At 59.6% G+C, this 18,632-nt stretch carries 16 protein-coding genes, 4 tRNA genes and 1 riboswitch; of the genes, 4 read left to right on the top strand and 16 right to left on the bottom strand.

What is annotated here, in order from left to right; all coding sequences use genetic code 11:
• Positions 1–206 precede the first annotated feature (206 nt).
• Positions 207–283: transfer RNA gene (locus tag DYL59_RS25230), tRNA-Arg, on the bottom strand.
• 326 nt (positions 284–609) lie between these two features.
• On the opposite strand from DYL59_RS25230, the gene DYL59_RS25225 reads away from it, so the two are divergent.
• From DYL59_RS25225 to DYL59_RS25210, 3 genes are all read left to right on the top strand, one after another.
• Positions 610–837: a hypothetical protein gene (locus tag DYL59_RS25225; RefSeq protein ID WP_015885464.1), complete on the top strand. Its 228-nt coding sequence runs from the start codon at positions 610–612 to the stop codon at positions 835–837.
• Between the two features lie 11 nt (positions 838–848).
• Positions 849–1,028: a PA3371 family protein gene (locus DYL59_RS25220; RefSeq protein ID WP_135291622.1), complete on the top strand. Its 180-nt coding sequence runs from the start codon at positions 849–851 to the stop codon at positions 1,026–1,028.
• Positions 1,029–1,418: 390 nt separating this feature from the next.
• Positions 1,419–1,745 carry an Arc family DNA-binding protein gene (locus DYL59_RS25210; protein WP_003175643.1) on the top strand — a complete coding sequence of 109 codons (327 nt, stop codon included), beginning with the start codon at positions 1,419–1,421 and terminating at the stop codon, positions 1,743–1,745.
• Positions 1,746–1,854: 109 nt separating this feature from the next.
• Here DYL59_RS25210 and mgtE read toward each other — a convergent pair whose 3' ends face one another.
• The 8 genes from mgtE to ltaE all read right to left on the bottom strand — a co-directional run bounded on the left by mgtE (position 1,855) and on the right by ltaE (position 9,584).
• Entirely contained in the window at positions 1,855–3,297 is a 1,443-nt protein-coding gene (gene mgtE, locus DYL59_RS25205; protein WP_135291620.1) for a magnesium transporter, read from the bottom strand.
• 328 nt (positions 3,298–3,625) lie between these two features.
• Positions 3,626–3,702, bottom strand: a tRNA-Arg gene (locus DYL59_RS25200).
• A gap of 72 nt (positions 3,703–3,774) precedes the next feature.
• Positions 3,775–3,851, bottom strand: a tRNA-Arg gene (locus DYL59_RS25195).
• 108 nt (positions 3,852–3,959) lie between these two features.
• Positions 3,960–4,050 (bottom strand) — tRNA-Ser (locus DYL59_RS25190).
• Between the two features lie 62 nt (positions 4,051–4,112).
• Entirely contained in the window at positions 4,113–4,301 is a 189-nt protein-coding gene (gene csrA / locus DYL59_RS25185) for a carbon storage regulator CsrA (RefSeq protein WP_003175645.1), read from the bottom strand.
• 174 nt (positions 4,302–4,475) lie between these two features.
• Entirely contained in the window at positions 4,476–5,717 is a 1,242-nt protein-coding gene (locus DYL59_RS25180; RefSeq protein WP_135291619.1) for an aspartate kinase, read from the bottom strand.
• Between the two features lie 97 nt (positions 5,718–5,814).
• Entirely contained in the window at positions 5,815–8,433 is a 2,619-nt protein-coding gene (alaS, locus tag DYL59_RS25175; protein WP_135291618.1) for an alanine--tRNA ligase, read from the bottom strand.
• A gap of 146 nt (positions 8,434–8,579) precedes the next feature.
• Positions 8,580–9,584 (bottom strand): low-specificity L-threonine aldolase, encoded by a 1,005-nt coding sequence (gene ltaE / locus DYL59_RS25170; RefSeq protein WP_135291617.1) that lies wholly within the window; start codon positions 9,582–9,584, stop codon positions 8,580–8,582.
• A 191-nt stretch (positions 9,585–9,775) separates the two neighbouring features.
• Positions 9,776–9,945, top strand: a riboswitch (FMN riboswitch).
• 88 nt (positions 9,946–10,033) lie between these two features.
• Here ltaE and DYL59_RS25165 point away from each other — a divergent pair.
• On the top strand, positions 10,034–10,543 hold the full coding sequence (locus tag DYL59_RS25165) for a 6,7-dimethyl-8-ribityllumazine synthase (protein ID WP_101272595.1): 510 nt from the start codon (positions 10,034–10,036) through the stop codon (positions 10,541–10,543).
• Positions 10,544–10,675: 132 nt separating this feature from the next.
• On the opposite strand, the gene astE is transcribed toward DYL59_RS25165, so the two are convergent.
• The 7 genes from astE to DYL59_RS25130 all read right to left on the bottom strand — a co-directional run bounded on the left by astE (position 10,676) and on the right by DYL59_RS25130 (position 18,491).
• Positions 10,676–11,680 (bottom strand): succinylglutamate desuccinylase, encoded by a 1,005-nt coding sequence (gene astE, locus DYL59_RS25160; RefSeq protein WP_135291616.1) that lies wholly within the window; start codon positions 11,678–11,680, stop codon positions 10,676–10,678.
• Between the two features lie 12 nt (positions 11,681–11,692).
• The gene (locus DYL59_RS25155; RefSeq protein WP_135291615.1) at positions 11,693–11,983 is read right to left on the bottom strand and encodes a topoisomerase II; all 291 of its coding nucleotides are present in this window, start codon (positions 11,981–11,983) and stop codon (positions 11,693–11,695) included.
• Between the two features lie 24 nt (positions 11,984–12,007).
• A complete protein-coding gene (gene astB, locus DYL59_RS25150; protein ID WP_135291614.1) occupies positions 12,008–13,354 on the bottom strand; it encodes an N-succinylarginine dihydrolase in 1,347 nt (448 codons plus the stop codon).
• A gap of 150 nt (positions 13,355–13,504) precedes the next feature.
• The gene (gene astD / locus DYL59_RS25145) at positions 13,505–14,971 is read right to left on the bottom strand and encodes a succinylglutamate-semialdehyde dehydrogenase (protein ID WP_135291613.1); all 1,467 of its coding nucleotides are present in this window, start codon (positions 14,969–14,971) and stop codon (positions 13,505–13,507) included.
• Positions 14,968–15,996, bottom strand: a complete 1,029-nt coding sequence (astA, locus tag DYL59_RS25140) for an arginine N-succinyltransferase (RefSeq protein WP_135291612.1) — start codon at positions 15,994–15,996, stop codon at positions 14,968–14,970. The genes astD and astA overlap by 4 nt, the downstream gene beginning before the upstream one ends.
• Positions 15,997–16,049: 53 nt before the next feature.
• The gene (gene aruF / locus DYL59_RS25135; protein ID WP_105525015.1) at positions 16,050–17,069 is read right to left on the bottom strand and encodes an arginine/ornithine succinyltransferase subunit alpha; all 1,020 of its coding nucleotides are present in this window, start codon (positions 17,067–17,069) and stop codon (positions 16,050–16,052) included.
• A gap of 201 nt (positions 17,070–17,270) precedes the next feature.
• Positions 17,271–18,491: an aspartate aminotransferase family protein gene (locus DYL59_RS25130; RefSeq protein WP_135291611.1), complete on the bottom strand. Its 1,221-nt coding sequence runs from the start codon at positions 18,489–18,491 to the stop codon at positions 17,271–17,273.
• Between the last annotated feature and the right edge of the window lie 141 nt (positions 18,492–18,632).

The following is an 18,632-nucleotide window of genomic DNA, read 5'->3' as shown; positions in this document are numbered from 1 at the left end:
CGGATCCGGACAGGCGGTATGTGCTGATTCCGGGGATTATTTTGCTTAATCGGTCAGATGCTGGCTGGCCGGTCGCAAGCTACACAGATTGCGGTAACTATACGGTGCACCTGCTGTGAACCCTGCGCATCGACAAGGTTCGACCGATCTTTGTCGAACGCCCACAAAAAAGCCCCGCCAGAACTTTCTGTGCGAGGCTTTGAATGTGGTGTCCCAGGGCCGGTTCGAACGGCCAACCTTCCCCTTAGGAGGGGGATGCTCTATCCAATTGAGCTACTGGGACAAATGACACGCATCGAGCAAGGGCTGCTGCGACGGACGGCGTGCATGTTAACGACCAAGGGGGGTTTTGTCATGTCGTCCGTTGGCTTTTTGAGTGTAGGCCGATCCCTGCGCGGGAGACTGGGGCTTCAACCCATGAATACGGGCATTTGGCCCAATCGTGCAAAATGCACTCCCCCAAAATGCCAGTATTGCAAATTGCAACCTACCAGGCGTTTAAAGTAGACTCAAACCATTGATTTTATTGAATTAATAGATTGGCACGACACCTGCAATACTTCTCCTACAAACCCCATTCAGTCACGGCGTTAGGTGGAGAACATGAACATGAACAGTGCCCTTCTGTTAGCCCTTAACACCGTAGCCCTGGCTGCACTGGTGACGTTTCACTTTCAATCGACCGGCAGCAACGACCCTGCGCAAATCAGCCAGGCTGTGCCACATCACCTGCAACAACGCCCGCAACTGGCGGTGATGACCCCCAACGCACAATCGCCAGTCCGTTTGACCCAGGGCACCCAAGCTGCACCTGCATCTGAACATTGGGTTTTCTAAGGAAACCACTCATGACCAAATCTGCCTGGCTGTTTTTGTGCCTGACTGTCGCCACTGCCTTCCTGGGCCTGGATGCCGAGTCTCAAGACGGGAAAACCATTGCGTTCGTGGCGACGGGCGTATTCGTCAGCGTATTTCTGCTAACGCTCATCGTGGGCCGCAGAATCAAATTCGACCCCGTTCTACGCTGATACGTCCCCTTCTTCCCACCTACCTTATGTCGCCTCACCCTCGCAAATCGGCAATTTGCCACTAGTCTTAAAGTTACGGGCAAAAGGCCACTTTCCTATAGGATGTGCGGCCTAAAACCTTGTGGTGGCCTGGACTTGCGGGAAGTTCCCTTGCGCAATCACGTATGGAAAAGTTTTCCAACCAGTCCGCAAAATTGCAAATCAGTGCTGGCATAAAGCCTTTAGGCAGTTCAATATTTGTCACAGAATTGACGCCAAGGAACTGGCAAATCTGAGGCATGATGCGGCCTCTTTGCAATTGAGGTTGAACATTTGGCTGCAAGCCTTGTCCTAACACACATCTTGCGGCCAATTCCAAAAACCGCTCCCCTGAACTAACCGGTTAAATATATGCGCCCATTGAAACAGGCAATTTATTCCAGCCGTACGGCTGACAAGTTCGTCGTACGTCTGCCAGACGGAATGCGGGAACGCATTGCCGAGGTGGCTCGCAATCATCACCGCAGCATGAACTCCGAAATCATCGCTCGCCTGGAACAAAGCCTTATTCAGGAAGGTGCGCTGGGCGACGAGTTGAGCATGCGCCTGGACAGCCCTGAGCTGTCACTGCACGAACGCGAACTGCTGCAGCGTTTTCGTCAGCTCTCCCACCGCCAGCAAAATGCTCTCGTCTCGCTTATCGCGCACGACGTTGAGGCGGCCGCAGAAGCCAATTGATCTGCAACTGAAAGCCGAAGCCAGCCCTGTGCTGGCTTTTTTTTGCGTGGAATTTGAGAAGGGAATGCAAGATGGGGGGGGGCAGAGTTGCCCCCCCCACAGGATAGGATCAGAGCAGGAAGATGGTTGCCAACCCCAGGAAGATGAAGAAGCCACCGCTATCGGTCATGGCGGTAATCATCACACTGGCACCCATTGCCGGGTCGCGCCCCAAACGCGCCAGGGTCATGGGGATCAACACCCCCATCAACGCGGCCAGCAGCAAGTTGAGGGTCATGGCGGCTGTCATCACGACGCCCAGGGACCAACTGCCATATAGCAAGTAGGCCACCACACCAATCACCCCACCCCACACCAGACCATTGATCAGGCCAACCGCCAGCTCCTTGCGCAGCAAGCGCGATGAATTGGCGGTACTCACCTGATCCAGCGCCATGGCGCGCACGATCATGGTGATTGTCTGGTTGCCCGAGTTACCGCCGATCCCGGCAACGATCGGCATCAATGCCGCGAGGGCCACCAGCTTTTCGATCGAGCCTTCAAACAAGCCGATCACGCGCGACGCAATAAAAGCGGTAATCAGGTTAACGGCCAGCCACGCCCAACGGTTATGCAGCGAGCGCCAGACGGAGGCGAAGATATCTTCCTCTTCACGCAAACCGGCCATGTTGAGGACTTCGGTTTCACTCTCTTCACGAATCAGGTCGACCATTTCATCGATGGTCAAACGGCCGATCAACTTGCCGTTCTTGTCGACCACAGGTGCGGAGATCAAGTCATAACGCTCGAACGCCTGGGCGGCCTCGTAGGCGTCTTCATCCGGATGAAAGCTCACCGTGTCGCTGGCCATCAAGTCAGCCACTTTTTTATCCGGGTCATTCACCAGCAGACGCTTGATGGGCAGCACGCCCTTAAGGATGCCTTCGTAATCCACCACAAACAGTTTGTCGGTATGGCCCGGCAACTCTTTGAGACGGCGCAGGTAACGCAGGACCACTTCCAGGCTGACGTCTTCACGGATGGTGACCATCTCGAAGTCCATCAGGGCGCCGACTTGGTCCTCGTCATAGGACAGCGCGGAGCGCACACGCTCACGCTGCTGGCCGTCGAGGGCCTCCATCAGCTCATGCACAACGTCTCGCGGCAGCTCAGGGGCCAGGTCAGCGAGTTCGTCGGCATCCATCTCCTTGGCGGCAGCCAGGAGCTCGTGATCGTCCATGTCGGCGATCAGGGTTTCACGGACCGAGTCGGATACTTCGAGGAGGATGTCGCCGTCGCGGTCAGCCTTGACCAACTGCCAGAGGGTCAGTCGATCATCCAACGGCAAGGCTTCAAGGATGTAGGCAACGTCGGCGGAGTGCAGGTCATCGAGCTTGCGTTGCAACTCGACGAGATTCTGCCGGTGAACCAGGTTTTCGACCAGGTTGTTATTCGGGCCGTCCTGGCGGTGCGTAAGGTCTTCGACCACGCGCTGACGCTGCAGCAGCTCGATGACTTGAGCCAGGCGATCCTGCAGGCTTTCTTGTGTTTTCTTAACTTCTACTTCGGTCATAGGCGAACTCCACTCCCAGCAGCGGGGCACGCCGGAAGGATCAATCAGTCAATTCATGATTGGTAAAACGGGGTACTGAGTAACTACTGGGTAAGTCCATGGAGGTATTCCACAAGCCCCGGCGGGGCTGACGGGCGCAATGATACACGCTGCGTGCGCTTTAGACGTCAAAAAACTGGAAAGAACAAGCGCTTGCGAGACAAAGCTGAGCTTTGGCTGCATCTATGAACTGCGACGACGCAGGCCGGAAGGAAAACACATGGGCCAGGATAAAAAGATAAAACCCCAGACGGCAAAAAGCCCGCACTAGGCGGGCTTTTTGTTTGTATGGTGCACTCGACAGGATTCGAACCTGTGACCGCTCGGTTCGTAGCCGAGTACTCTATCCAGCTGAGCTACGAGTGCAGATTGTGTTTTTAGACCAGATCACAACTGGTTGGAGCCAAGTCACCTGCATTGCTGCAACTGACTCTTAAATGGTGCACTCGACAGGATTCGAACCTGTGACCGCTCGGTTCGTAGCCGAGTACTCTATCCAGCTGAGCTACGAGTGCATTTGTTGCCGCGCATTATAGGCCGTTCAATCTCTATGTAAAGCTATTTTTTCGTTTAATTTCAACCACTTAACGAAAAAACCAGATTGCAACGTACTAAGCAAATAATGGCGGAGAACGGGGGATTCGAACCCCCGACACCCTTTTGAGGTGTACTCCCTTAGCAGGGGAGCGCCTTCGGCCACTCGGCCAGCTCTCCGCAACACGGGGCGTATATTAACCACGTTCATCCCCGTTTGCAAACATAAAAAACGATAAAAATTAAAGGCTTGGTTCTTCGTCCTTCTCTTTCTTGATCCGCAGGTAGATTTCCTCGCGGTGGACCGCTACCTCTTTCGGAGCGTTAACCCCAATACGCACTTGATTGCCTTTGACGCCGAGCACGGTCACGGTGATTTCGCCATCACCGATAATCAGGCTTTCTGCGCAACGACGAGTCAGAATCAGCATACCTTTCTCCTCACGCATTTCAGTTCAGGAACAACAGTCTGCAAAAAAAAGGCCTTCGACCTACAACCAAATGGCCATAGACCTACCGCCTTAGTATTGTCGAGCGCACGAAAAAGAACATGCGCCCTACAAAAAAAGGAAAGGCGCGGTAATCCGCGCCTTCCTGGCATTACATCACTCGCCCTGTCGGGCCGGAGCGTCCAGCTCGAAAGCCGTGTGCAGCGCGCGTACAGCCAGTTCAAGGTACTTCTCTTCGATCACCACCGAGACCTTGATCTCCGAGGTGGAGATCATCTGGATGTTGATGCTTTCCTTGGCCAGGGCCCCAAACATGCGGCTGGCAACGCCGGCGTGGGAACGCATGCCCACGCCCACGATCGACACCTTGGCAATCTTGGTATCGCCGATCACTTCACGGGCGCCAATCTCGCTCGCAGTGTTCTCCAGGATCTTCAGCGCCGCATCGTACTCGTTGCGGTGCACGGTGAAGGTGAAATCGGTGGTGTTATCGTGCGAAACGTTCTGCACGATCATGTCGACTTCAACATTGGCCTCGCTGATCGGGCCCAGGATCTTGAACGCCACGCCCGGGGTGTCTGGCACGCCACGGATAGTCAGCTTGGCTTCATCACGGTTGAATGCGATACCGGAAATGATCGGCTGTTCCATGGATTCCTCTTCATCAATAGTAATGAGGGTACCCGGACCCTCTTTGAAGCTGTGCAATACGCGCAGCGGAACGTTGTACTTGCCGGCGAACTCCACCGCACGGATCTGCAACACCTTGGAACCGAGGCTGGCCATTTCCAGCATCTCTTCAAAGGTGATCTTGTCCAGGCGCTGGGCCACGGACACGACACGCGGGTCAGTGGTGTAGACACCGTCCACATCCGTGTAGATCTGGCATTCATCAGCCTTGAGAGCCGCTGCCAGCGCTACACCGGTGGTGTCCGAACCGCCACGGCCCAGGGTGGTGATATTGCCCTGCTCGTCCACACCCTGGAAGCCTGCTACTACTACCACGCGGCCGGCTTTCAGATCGGTACGGATTTTCTGATCGTCGATCTGCAGGATCCGCGCCTTGGTATGCGCGCTGTCGGTAAGGATGCGCACCTGACTGCCAGTGTAGGACACCGCTGGCACACCACGTTTGTTCAGCGCCATGGCCAGCAAGGCGATCGTCACCTGCTCACCGGTGGACACAATCACATCCAGCTCACGCGGCAGCGGTTGTTGATCGCCGCTGATTGCCTTGGCCAGTTCGATCAGGCGATTGGTCTCGCCGCTCATGGCCGACAGCACCACCACCAGGTCGTCGCCGGCATCGCGGAATTTCTTAACCTTGTCAGCCACCTGTTCGATTCTTTCGACAGAACCGACCGAGGTGCCTCCAAATTTCTGTACGATCAAAGCCATTTCTAAGCCGCCTCAGCCCGTAAAGGGGCGCCCAATAAACCAATCTTCCAGCACTTGAGCGCGCCCATGACTAGACCATGGGCTCGCTCACAGCGCCTTAAATACCCGCCTCGACAAACGGCACGGTCAGGGCCAGGGCCGCGTCCAGGGCACCGGCATCTACACCACCGCCTTGCGCCATGTCCGGACGACCACCGCCCTTCCCGCCCACTGCCGCAGCGGCTTGCTTCATCAAATCACCGGCCTTGAGTTGGCCAGTCAGGTCCTTGGTTACACCGGCAACCAGAACGACCTTATCCTCATGGACACTGCCGAGCAGGATCACTGCGCGGCCGAGCTTGTTCTTCAACTGATCGACCAGCGCCAACAGCGCCTTGCCGTCCTGACCGTCCAGGCGTGCAGCCAGAACCTTCACATCCTTGACGTCCACCGCTGCAGCCGACAGATCGTCGCCCGCCGCGCTGGCTGCCTTGGCCTGCAATTGCTCCAGCTGTTTCTCCAGCGCACGGTTGCGCTCCAGCACAGCCGACAGCTTGTCGATCAGGTTGTCGCGGCTGCCCTTGACCAGGCTGGCCGCTTCCTTGAGTTGTTCTTCTGCGGCATTGAGGTAGGCCAGGGCCGCAGCGCCGGTGACTGCCTCGATACGCCGTACACCGGAGGCCACGCCGCCTTCGCTGATGATTTTAAGCAGGGCAATGTCGCCGGTACGGTTGGCATGGATACCGCCACACAGCTCTACCGAGAAATCGCCGCCCATGCTCAGCACGCGCACGCTGTCGCCGTACTTCTCGCCGAACAGCGCCATGGCGCCCTTGGCCTTGGCGGTCTCAATGTCGGTTTCTTCGGTCTGCACCGGGGTGTTCTTGCGAATCTCGGCGTTGACGATGTCTTCCAGAGCCTTGATCTGCTCAGGCTTGATCGCTTCAAAGTGGCTGAAGTCGAAACGCAGACGCTGGCTATCGACCAACGACCCCTTCTGCTGAACGTGCTCGCCCAGTACCTGGCGCAGCGCAGCGTGCAACAGGTGAGTGGCCGAGTGGTTCAGCGCGGTAGCGTGGCGCACGTCAGCATCAACCTGGGTGTCCACCGGCGCACCGATGGTCAGGTTGCCCAGCACCAGCACGCCGTGGTGCAGGAACGCGCCGCCAGTCTTGGTGGTGTCGCGCACTTCAAAACGGCCGGAGGTCGAACTCAGGAAGCCACAGTCGCCAACCTGGCCACCGGACTCGGCGTAGAACGGCGTCTGGTCCAGGACCACAACGGCCTCTTCGCCCTCGTTCAATACGTCGACCGACTGGCCGTCTTTATAGATGGCAACGATCTTGGCCGAACCCACGGTGGCGCTGTAGCCGGTGAACTCGGTCGGCACGTCGACCTTGACCAGGGTGTTGTAGTCCAGGCCAAACGAGCTGGCGGAACGTGCACGCACGCGCTGGGCTTCCATCTCGCGCTCAAAACCGGCCTCATCGATGGTCAGCTCGCGCTCGCGGGCGATGTCGGCGGTCAGGTCCATCGGGAAGCCGTAGGTGTCATACAGCTTGAACACCACGTCGCCCGGCACCACGGTGCCTTTGAGTTCGGCCAGATCCTGTTCCAGGATCTTCAGGCCATGCTCCAGGGTCTTGGAGAACTGCTCTTCTTCGGCCTTGAGCACGCGCTCGATGTTGCCTTGCTGCTGCTTGAGTTCCGGGAAGGCTTCGCCCATCTCGGCAACCAGTGCAGCGACGATCTTGTAGAAGAAGCTGCCAGTGGCGCCCAGCTTGTTCCCGTGACGGCAGGCGCGACGGATGATACGGCGCAGCACATAACCACGGCCTTCGTTCGACGGCAGCACGCCATCGGCAATCAGGAAGCCGCAGGAACGGATGTGGTCCGACACCACCTTGAGGGACGACTGGCTTTCATTGGCGCAACCAATGGCAGCGGCCGAAGCGCTCAGCAGGTTGGTGAACAGGTCGATTTCGTAGTTGGAATGCACATGCTGCATCACCGCACTGATCCGCTCCAGGCCCATGCCGGTATCCACCGACGGTGCTGGCAACGGATGCAACACGCCATCGGCGGTGCGGTTGAACTGCATGAATACGTTGTTCCAGATCTCGATGTAGCGGTCGCCGTCTTCTTCCGGCGAGCCTGGCGGGCCGCCCCAGATGTCGGCGCCGTGGTCGTAGAAGATCTCGGTGCACGGGCCACACGGGCCGGTATCGCCCATGGTCCAGAAGTTGTCGGACGCGTACGGCGCACCTTTGTTGTCGCCGATGCGGATCATGCGCTCTTGCGGTACGCCGATTTCCTGGGTCCAGATGTCATAGGCTTCGTCGTCGGTGGCGTAGACGGTGACCCAGAGTTTTTCCTTGGGCAGCTTCAACACGCCGGTCAGGAAGGTCCAGGCGAAGGTGATCGCATCTTTCTTGAAATAGTCACCAAAGCTGAAGTTACCCAGCATTTCGAAGAAAGTGTGGTGGCGAGCGGTGTAGCCCACGTTTTCCAGGTCGCTGTTCTTACCGCCGGCCCGCACGCACTTCTGGCTGCTGGTGGCACGGGTGTAGGCACGTTTTTCCTGGCCCAGGAAGCAGTCCTTGAACTGGTTCATCCCCGCGTTGGTGAACAGCAGGGTTGGGTCATTGCCTGGGATCAAGGAGCTGGAGGCGACACGGGTGTGACCTTGCTCTTCGAAGAAGCGAAGGAAGGCTTCACGGATTTCTGCGCTTTTCATTAGGTTCTTCCACGGAGGCTGCGGCCAAAGGCCAGTGCGCAACATCATCAGACGGAGCGACGGCAAAGGGCCGCATTATATCGGCCCTTTGCCGGTGGTACAGCGTGTTTATGCGATAGAGCGGTTCAATTAGACGGCCTGCAAGGTCATTTGCGCGAAAATTCGACGAATGTCGCCAGCACCTGCTCGATCTGCGCCCGGCTGACGTCCAGATGCGTGACCATGCGCAAGCGCGCAGCGGCGCTCAACTTGATCCCACGCTCGGCGGCAAAGGCTTTGAGGGCCTGGGCCTGGTCGCCGATCTGCACATAGACCATGTTGGTCTGCACCGGCTCCACCTCGAAACCGGCCTTGCGCAATTCATCCCCCAGCCATTGGGCGTTGGCGTGGTCGTCGGCCAGGCGCTGAACCTGGTGATCCAGCGCGTACAACCCCGCCGCCGCCAGGGAACCGGCTTGGCGCATGCCGCCGCCAACCATTTTGCGCAAGCGCCGGGCCTTGGCGATCAACGCTGTGGTGCCGCACAACACCGAGCCAATCGGCGCCCCCAAGCCCTTGGACAGGCACACCGACACCGAGTCGAAGTGCTGGGCAATCTCCCGCGCATCCACCCCAAGCTTCACGGCCGCGTTGTAGAGGCGCGCGCCGTCCAGGTGCAAGGCCAGGCCGTGCTCACGGGTGAACGCGCGCGCCTTGGCCAGATAGTCCAGGGGCAGTACTTTGCCCTGCATGGTGTTTTCCAAGGCCAGCAGGCGGGTACGGGCGAAGTGGAAGTCATCGGGCTTGATGGCCGCCAGCACTTGGTCCAGGTCCAGTGAGCCGTCCGCCTGCACCTCCAGCGGCTGCGGCTGGATCGAACCGAGCACTGCCGCGCCCCCGCCTTCGTATTTGTAGGTGTGGGCCTGCTGACCGACGATGTATTCCTCGCCGCGCTCACAGTGGGCCATCAACGCCAGCAGGTTGCTCATGGTGCCGGTGGGCACGAACAACGCGGCTTCAAAGCCCAGGCGCTTGGCCAGCTCAGCCTCCAGATGGTTGACGCTTGGGTCTTCGCCATACACGTCATCGCCACTGGCGGCAGTGGCCATAGCGTCCCGCATGCCGGGGGTGGGTTGGGTCACGGTGTCGCTGCGCAGGTCGATAACAGACATGTAACAAGCCTCTGAAGGTTTGAGTAAGTTCCTTTTGAGGGTGATTACTGCGGGCAAAGCCACGGAATATCAAGCCCCACGCGCATTCAATCGAATACCAACCAAACAAACCGATATAGCCTATCGATACGACAGTGGTGCAGTTTATGAAAAACCATGTTAAAAACTCTCCGCCGCCAGGGTTCTGGCGGCAACGTTCTCAGGGCGGGGTGCAATTCCCCACCGGCGGTAATTGCACGCAATGTGCATAGCCCGCGAGCGCTTGGCGCCTCGAACTGCTCACGCAGGACGGCGACAAGGTCAGCAGACCCGGTGTGATCCCGGGGCCGACGGTCATAGTCCGGATGAAGAGAGAACGGGATTGGCACCTAAGGGCCGCCTTGTTTGCGTACCCTTAAATCCCATTCGATTCATAACGCCCTGTTTTTTTCTTAAACAGGAGTCAGAACATGCAACCCACCGCAATCGACAGCAAAAGCAAAAACCACCACGGCGAGCGCGTCGCGTTTATCCAGGCCTGCTGGCACAAGGATATTGTCGACCAATCCCGTAAAGGCTTCCTCGCCGAAATGATCGCCCAGGGCTATCAGGAATCGGACATCGATTTCTTCGAAGTCGGCGGCGCCTTTGAAATGCCCCTGCACGCCAAGCTGCTGGCCAAGACCGGTCGTTACGCCGGTATCGTTGCCGCGGCGCTCGTGGTGGACGGTGGTATCTACCGTCACGAGTTCGTGGCCCAGTCGGTGGTCAGCGGCCTGATGCAGGTGCAGCTGGAAACCGAAGTGCCGGTGTTCTCGGTGTCCCTGACCCCGCATCACTTCCACGCCGGCAGCGAGCACCATGCATTCTTCCATGATCACTTCGTGCACAAGGGCCAGGAAGCAGCCAAGACTTGCGCAGATACGCTGCACAAAGTCCGTGCGATTCGCCGTAGCGAGCCACGGGCGGTAGCGGTCTAAGCCACACTGCAAACCAAATGTGGGAGCGGGCTTGCTCGCGAATGCAGGGTGTCAGTCACTGAATAAGTTGACTGATACACCGCATTCGCGAGCAAGCCCGCTCCCACATTGGGTAGTGCTAGACCTTGAGATTTACGCCAGGCCAGCATCCGTCGTCGGCACAATCAAGATGCCCGCCCGCAACCCGTTCTTCACTTTCGGGTTAGGGAAGATGATGCGCGCCCCCTCCTCCTCGATCACCCAACGGGTCTTGGCCACGTCTTCGGCCAGCAAATAGCCCTTGGCCAACTCCGAAAAGTTTTCCACGTCCGCCGGCAAATGCAGGATGAACGCATCACTGTGCTTGATCACTTCGCGTGACACGGCAAACAGTTTCAGACCGTCGAGGCTGCCGGTTTCAGGCTCAGCGCCTTCGATGATCTGTTTGAGACGAGCTTCCAGGCGCGACACATCCACACCCTGGTTCTGCCCGAACGGCCGCGCCTTGCCCAACTCCAGGGTAAAGGCCTCGGCACCCAGCTGCTCGTAGGTAAACGCAGTGAAGGTGATGGAGGTCTTGTTCTGCAGCAACACCGCCTCCATGCCGGCGGCACGCAGGCGTTCCAGTTCGCGGCGGGAATGCTGGCGCCCATCCTTCCACGGGTACAGGGCGAACTGCTCGATCTTCGAGCCGCGAATGGCGGTGTGCAGGTCGTAATGCAGGCGCGAACGGTCAGGCAGGCTGAAGAAGCTGCGGGCCAGTTGCTCAAGCTCGGCGGCACGCATGGCCTCCGGGCCGATGTTTTGTTCGTGACGACCATTGAACAGCCGGTTGACGTCCAGCTCCAGGTAACGCTCACCGCGGCGCATGGCCTCGGGGTTGCCGAACAGGAACAGGATTCGGTTGCGGGGTTTGATCTCCCCACGGGCAATGCCATGCAACAGGCGGTCGAGCAGTTCGATCGGCGCCGTTTCGTTGCCATGGATGCCGGACGACAGCAGCAGGTCGCCGCCATGGTCCTTGCCCTGCGGCGGGCGCACTTCAAGTGCGCCCTCGCTGAGCCAGCGCATCTGCACGCCGTCGACAGTCAGTTGAATCTTTTGCGCCGGTTCACGACCGGCGAGGGTCAGTTCAAGCAGTTTGCCGAGGGCGAGCATAAGCACACTTCCTTAGTGGTTGCAGCCTGGGCCGTGGACGTGATCGTCGTCATCACCTTCAACGTCGGCCGGTTCCATTTCCAGTTGCAGGCTCATCAGGTTGGTAGCCAATGGGCGCATCAGCAGGTTGGCGTACTCGGCGTCGCCCTCTTCCACGTCTACACCGATCAGCAGTTGGCCGCGACCGTCGTGCTGGATCCAGATTTCCTTGCCCTGCCAGACCACGGCGACGCGGGTGCAGAAGGTTTCCAGCTGGGTGCCGTCGGTGTCTTCAAGGATCAGCTTCAGGGTGTCGGTGGTCATATTTAGCTCTCAGCCGTGCGGCGTTTAATTGATCTGGAAAGGGTAAACCGAGCCCAGTTTAAGGATTTGCGTCAGTTCATCCAGTGCCGTCCGGCACTCAAGCAGCAACTGCGGGTCAGCCAGGTCGCTTTCGCGCAGGCTGTCGCGGTAGTGCTTGTTAACCCATTGGGTCAGGGTGTCGTACAACGGCGCCGTCATGATAACCCCTGGATTCACCGCCGCCAGTTCCGTTTCGTTCAAGGCCACACGCAAGCGCAGGCACGCCGGGCCGCCGCCGTTCTGCATGCTTTGCTTGAGGTCGAATACTTTCACTTCGCGGATCAGCCCACCGGAGGCGGTCAGGCCTTGCAGGTAATTCCACACGCGTTCGTTGGCGCGGCACTCTTCCGGCACGATCAGCAGCATCGAGCCGTCGGCGCGGGTCAGCAATTGGCTGTTGAACAGGTAGGAACGCACCGCATCTTCAACGCTGACCTGGGCACGAGGCACGCAAACGGACTGGAAGTTGCCCCCCAGCTTGCCCAGCTTGGCTTGCAACTCGGCCAGCATCGGCTCGGTATTGAGGAAGGCGTCCTCGTGAAAGAACAGCACTTCGCCGTTACCCACCGCGATCACGTCGTTGTGGAATACCCCGGCATCGATCACTGCTGGATTCTGCTGGGCGTAGACCACGCCTTGCTCTTTAAGCCCGTGCAGGCGTGCAACCGCCTGGGAAGCTTCAAGGGTCTGGCGCGCCGGGTATTTCTGCGGCGCTGGATAACGCGGGTCGAACGCACTGCGACCGAACACAAAAAACTCAACGCCTGCCTCGCCGTATTCACGGCAGAAACGCGTGTGGTTGGCCGCACCTTCATCGCCAAACTGCGCCACCGCCGGCAAGGCGGCGTGGTGGGCGAAGTGCTTTGCATCGGCAAACATGGCACCCAAAACGCGGCTGGTGGTCGGGTGCTCGATGCTGCGATGGTATTTGCAGTTGAGGTTGGCGGCGGTGAAGTGCACGCGGGCATCAAAGGTGTCGGCGCTCGGGCTGACGGTGGCGGCGTTGGCCACCCACATGCTCGATGCGGAGCAGCTGGCGACCAGCAACGGCATGGCTTCTTTGGCCGCGTGCTGGATAACCTGGGCGTCGGTGCCGCTGAAACCAAGGCTGCGCAAGGCGGCCACATCAGGACGTTCCTGGGGCGCCAATACACCTTGCACAAAGCCCATGTCCATCAGGGCTTTCATTTTCTGCAGGCCCTGCAACGCCGCTTCCTTGGGGTTGGAATGCTGCTGGCTGTTGCTTTGGGACGCGACGTTGCCGAAGGACAAACCGCCGTAGTTATGGGTCGGCCCCACTAGACCGTCAAAATTGACTTCATAGGATTTCATCGGCGAGGCTCCACGAACATCTGTTTTTATAGGCAATCTTCAGCACTACAGAGATCCAATGTGGGAGGGGGCTTGCTCCCGATAGCAATCTGTCAGTTGATAAATCAGGTGACTGACACACCGCCATCGGGAGCAAGCCCCCTCCCACCTTTAGATCAGCGTAATGCCGGGGGTTAGGGTGGCAGGCACCACCAGGCTCGGCGTCTCAAGCGAAGCCACCGGATACGCACAATAATCGGCCGCGTAATACGCACTGGCGCGATGATTGCCCGAGGCCCCTACCCCACCGAACGGCGCGGTGCTGGCGGCGCCCGTCAGCTGCTTGTTCCAGTTGACGATCCCCGCGCGGCTTTCCAGCCAGAACTGCTGGTAGCGCGCTTCGGAGTCCGACAACAAACCCGCAGCCAGGCCGTACTGGGTGTTGTTGGCCTCGGCAATCGCCGCTTCAAAATCTGTGTAGCGAATCACTTGCAACAGCGGCCCGAAGAGTTCTTCGTCTTCACGCTCGGTTACGCCGGTCACGTCGATGATGCCCGGCGTCAACAGCGCGGCCTGATCCTGCGGCTGGGTCATTTCCAGCAGCGCCACGGCACCGTTGGCCAACATCAGCGCCTGGGCATCCATCAAGGCTTTGGCTGCCGCCAGGGAAATCACCGAGCCCATGAATGGCGCCGGTTGCTGATCGAATGCGCCGACTTCAATCGTTGCGCTGACCGCCACCAGACGCGCGAGCAACGCATCGCCCCACGCGCCTTGCGGCACCAGCAGGCGACGGGCACAGGTGCAACGCTGGCCTGCGGAGATAAACGCCGACTGAATAATGGTGTAGACGGCCGCATCCACATCCGCTACCTCATCGACCACCAAAGGGTTGTTGCCGCCCATTTCCAGGGCCAGGATCTTGTCCGGGCGCCCGGAGAATTGCTGGTGCAGATGGTTGCCCGTGCGGCTGGAGCCGGTGAAGAACAACCCGTCGATACCTGGGTTGGCCGCCAGGGCGATGCCGGTTTCCCGCGCGCCTTGCAGCAGGTTCAACACACCCGCCGGCAAACCGGCTTCGATCCAGCACTGCACGGTCAGCTCGGCGACCTTGGGGGTCAGCTCGCTCGGTTTGAACAGCACGGTATTGCCCGCCAGCAGCGCCGGGACGATATGGCCGTTGGGCAAGTGGCCAGGGAAGTTGTACGGGCCAAACACCGCTACCACACCGTGGGGTTTGTGACGCAACACAGCGGTGGCGTCGCCCAGGGGGCCGCTCTTCTCGCCGGTACGCTCGCGGTAGCTTTGCACCGAGATGGCGATCTTGTTGGCCATGCTGGTGACTTCGGTGGCCGATTCCCACAGAGGCTTGCCGGTTTCCTCACCGATGCAACGGGCGATTTCGTCGGCGCGCGCTTTCAGGGTCGCGGCGAAGCTTTCCAGCACGCTGATGCGCTCTTCCAGCGAACGGCGGGCCCAGGCCGGGAATGCCTGGCGGGCAGCCTGCACGGCGGACTCAACCTGTTCGGCCGTAGCGCCATTGCCAGCCCACAGCACCTGCTGGGTCACCGGGTTACGCGACTCGAACAGCTCACCCTGACCAGCCAGCCAGCTACCTGCGATATACAGCGAATTCATGGTTTCGACTCCCGAGCAGCAGATAACGGAACAGCGCGCACTTGATCGCCCACCACCAGTTGCAGGCGCTTGGCGGTCAGAGGGTCGACCACCAATGTGCCTGCCGCCAGACGGGCGGGGGCGGCGGTGATGCGGCACTCCTCGCGCTTGCGGTTGTGGATCAGGAACGGCGTGGCGTCGTCCCCCGGCGTGCCGATGGCCAGTACCAGCGACTGGCTGTCGCGCACCGCACGGATCTTGGTGGTTTCACACTCCACCGCCGGGCCCGCGTCAAAGATATCGACGTAGCCCTGGTAGCTGAACCCTTCGCTCTTGAGCATGCTCAGTGCCGGCTCGGTGTCTGGGTGGACCTTGCCGATCACGTTGCGCGCATCCTCGGACAGGAAGCAGCTGTACAGCGGAAACTTGGGCATCAGTTCGGCGATGAACGCCTTGTTGCCCACGCCAGTGAGGTAGTCGGCCTGGCTGAATTCCATCTTGAAAAAATGCCGACCCAGGCTTTCCCAGAACGGCGAACGCCCCGCGTCGTTGGACACCCCACGCATCTCGGCGATGATCTTGTTGCCAAACAGCTGCGGGAACTCGGCGATAAACAGCATGCGCGCCTTGGCCAGCATGCGGCCATTGAGGCCGGTGCGGTAATCGGCATGCAGAAACAACGAGCACAACTCGGAATTGCCGGTGAGGTCGTTGGCCAGAAACAGCGTGGGGATCTCGCGGTAGATATTCAGCTCCTGGGAGGCGCTGACGGTCAGGCCCACCCGGAAGTTGTACCAAGGCTCGCGCAGGCCAACGGCGCCAGCGATGGCGGAAATGCCCACCACACGGCCTTCGTCGTTTTCGAGCACGAACAGGTAGTCGGCATCGCCGCGCCCGGCATCGCCACGAAAGGTTTTTTCGGCCCAGCCAACCCGGTGGGTCAAGCGCTCTTCGTTGGCCGGCAAGGTGGTGAGGCCGGTGCCGGTGCTGCGCGCCAGATCAATCAGGGCCGGTAAATCGCTGCTGCGTACGGGACGAACGATCATGCTATCTCCTCAGACGGGCCGCTGCGTGGCAGCCACCCGCGACACTCAATTCTTTAAACCGCGACCAGGCGCACGCTCGCGCCTTCGCCGACGCCCAGGGCTTCGGCGGCCGCCAGGTCCAGGGTCACCGGTTTGCCCGGCGCATAGTCCAGCTCCAGCATCACCGCGCGGTAATCCTGCAACGACGCGTTGCTCACCAGGTACTGGCGGCCGGCCCCCTTGACCATCTCGCCAATCTTCACCGGTACCACGCGGCTCTGGGCGATGGAGCGAATGCCCGAAACCCGTGCGTGCAGCGTCGGGCCGCCGTCGAAGATGTCGATGTAGTGGTCGGTTTCAAAGCCTTCGCGCATCAGGATGTCGAAGGTGATCTGGGCACGGGGGTGCACCTGGCCCATGGCCTCCTGGGCTTCATCAGGCAGCAACGGCACGTAGATCGGGTAGTGCGGCATCAGCTCGGCGAGGAAGGTACGGCTTTTCAGCCCGCACAGACGCTCGGCGGCGGCGTAGTTGAGGTCGAAGAAGTTGCGGCCGATGGCGTCCCAGAACGGCGAGTCACCGTTCTCGTCGCTGTAGCCGACAATCTCGGTCACCACCGAGTCGGCAAAACGCTCGGGGTGGCTGGCGACAAACAGCAGGCGGCCACGGGAATTGAGTTCCGACCAGGGCGAGCCGACCAGCTCGGGCACTACGTAGAAGCTGGTGAGCAGGCTGTTGCCGGTGAGGTCGTGGCATTGGGAAAGCACGTGGATCTTGTTATGGATCTTCAGCTCGCGGGAGGCGTGCACAAAGGTCTCATTACGAAAACTGTAGAAGGGTTCCGAATAGCCGGCCGATGCAACGATGGCCGAGCAACCGGCGAGCTTGCCGGTGTCGGTGTCTTCGAGTACGAAGAAATAGCTTTCTTCGCCATTGAAACTCACCTCAGCCGCGAAAGACGCTTCGCTGGCGGCGATCTTGTCGCTCAGGCGTTCGACATCATCCGGCAAGGAGGTGACACCAATCGGGCTGTCTGCGGCCAGACGCTGTACCTCGCCCAGATCAGCCATTTGCGCGGGGCGCATCACCAGCATGGTGTCACTCCTTAACTCGAAAAACTCATAGAGGGAAAAATGCCGGACACAGAATCTGAATTCACCCAGATTCAATGTGGGAGGGGGATTGCTCCCGATAGCGGTGGTTCAGTCACCAGATTTATCAACTGACAGACTGCTATCGGAAGCAAGCCCCCTCCCCCATTTTTGACCAAGTCCGGCCAGTAGAAGGTGAAGCTTTCAGGCTTGGGTCAGCGCCTTCACAGCACGCTCAAAACGGTCCAAACCTTCCTGGATATCCGCCTCTTCCACCACCAGGCTCGGTGCAAAGCGCACCACATCCGGGCCGGCTTGCAGGATCATCAGGTTTTCTTTTTCGGCCGCGTTGAACACGTCCTTGGCCTTGCCCTTGAACGCGTCGCTCAACACGCAACCGATCAACAGGCCCATGCCACGTACTTCGGTGAAGATGCCGTATTGCTTGCCGATCTGCTCCAGGCGCGCCTTGAACAGGTCGTGCTTGGCATTCACGCCAGCCAGCACTTCGGGGGTGTTGATCACGTCGATCACCGCCTCGGCCACCGCGCACGCCAGCGGGTTGCCGCCGTAGGTGGTGCCGTGGGTGCCAACCACCAGGTGCTTGGCCAGCGCTTCAGTGGTAAGCATGGCTGCAATCGGGAAACCGCCGCCCAGGCTCTTGGCGCTGGTGAGGATGTCTGGCACCACGCCGTAGTGCTGGTAAGCGAACAGGTGGCCGCTGCGGCCCATGCCGGTTTGCACTTCGTCGAACACCAGCAGCGCGTTGTTGGCGTCGCACAGGTCACGGGCGCCTTGCAGGTAAGCCAGTTCGGCCGGCAGTACGCCGCCTTCGCCCTGGATCGGCTCCAGTACCACGGCACAGGTCTTGTCCGACACGGCGGCTTTCAGCGCGTCCAGGTCGTTATAAGGAACGTGGGTGATGCCGGTAATTTTAGGCCCGAAGCCGTCGGAGTACTTGGACTGGCCACCGACGTTGACGGTGAACAGGGTACGACCGTGGAAGCTGTTAAGCGCGGCGATGATCTCGTACTTCTCGCTGCCGAAGCGGTCGAACGCCACGCGACGGGCCAGCTTGAACGCAGCCTCGTTGGCCTCGGCGCCGGAGTTGCAGAAGAACACACGCTCGGCAAAAGTGGCGTCGATCAGCTTGTGGGCCAGGCGCAGGGCCGGCTCATTGGTGAATACGTTGGAGACATGCCACAGCTTGTTGGCCTGCTCGGTCAGTGCTCCGACCAGCGCCGGGTGGGCATGGCCCAATACGTTGACCGCGATGCCGCCGGCAAAGTCGATCAGCTCGCGACCGGCCTGGTCCCATACACGGGAACCTTCGCCACGCACGGGAATGAAGGCGGCAGGTGCGTAGTTAGGCACCATGACCTGGTCGAAATCGGCACGTTGCACCGGGGCTTGCTCAACGGACATCGGAGTCTCCTGAAGAGGAACGCCTGCCTGGACATGGCGGGCGATGCAGGGATTGTAAGGACAGTTTTCAGTGCGGCCTTGTCGCCAAGCGACAACTTCTTATAGCGCCAACCCGCGATTTTGGCGGGTTTACGCCAATGC

This window comes from Pseudomonas kairouanensis (assembly GCF_004682055.1).
Classification (GTDB): domain Bacteria; phylum Pseudomonadota; class Gammaproteobacteria; order Pseudomonadales; family Pseudomonadaceae; genus Aquipseudomonas; species Aquipseudomonas kairouanensis.
The sequence above is the reverse complement of the archived record's forward strand: the minus strand, read 5'-3'. Positions and strand labels throughout refer to the sequence as shown.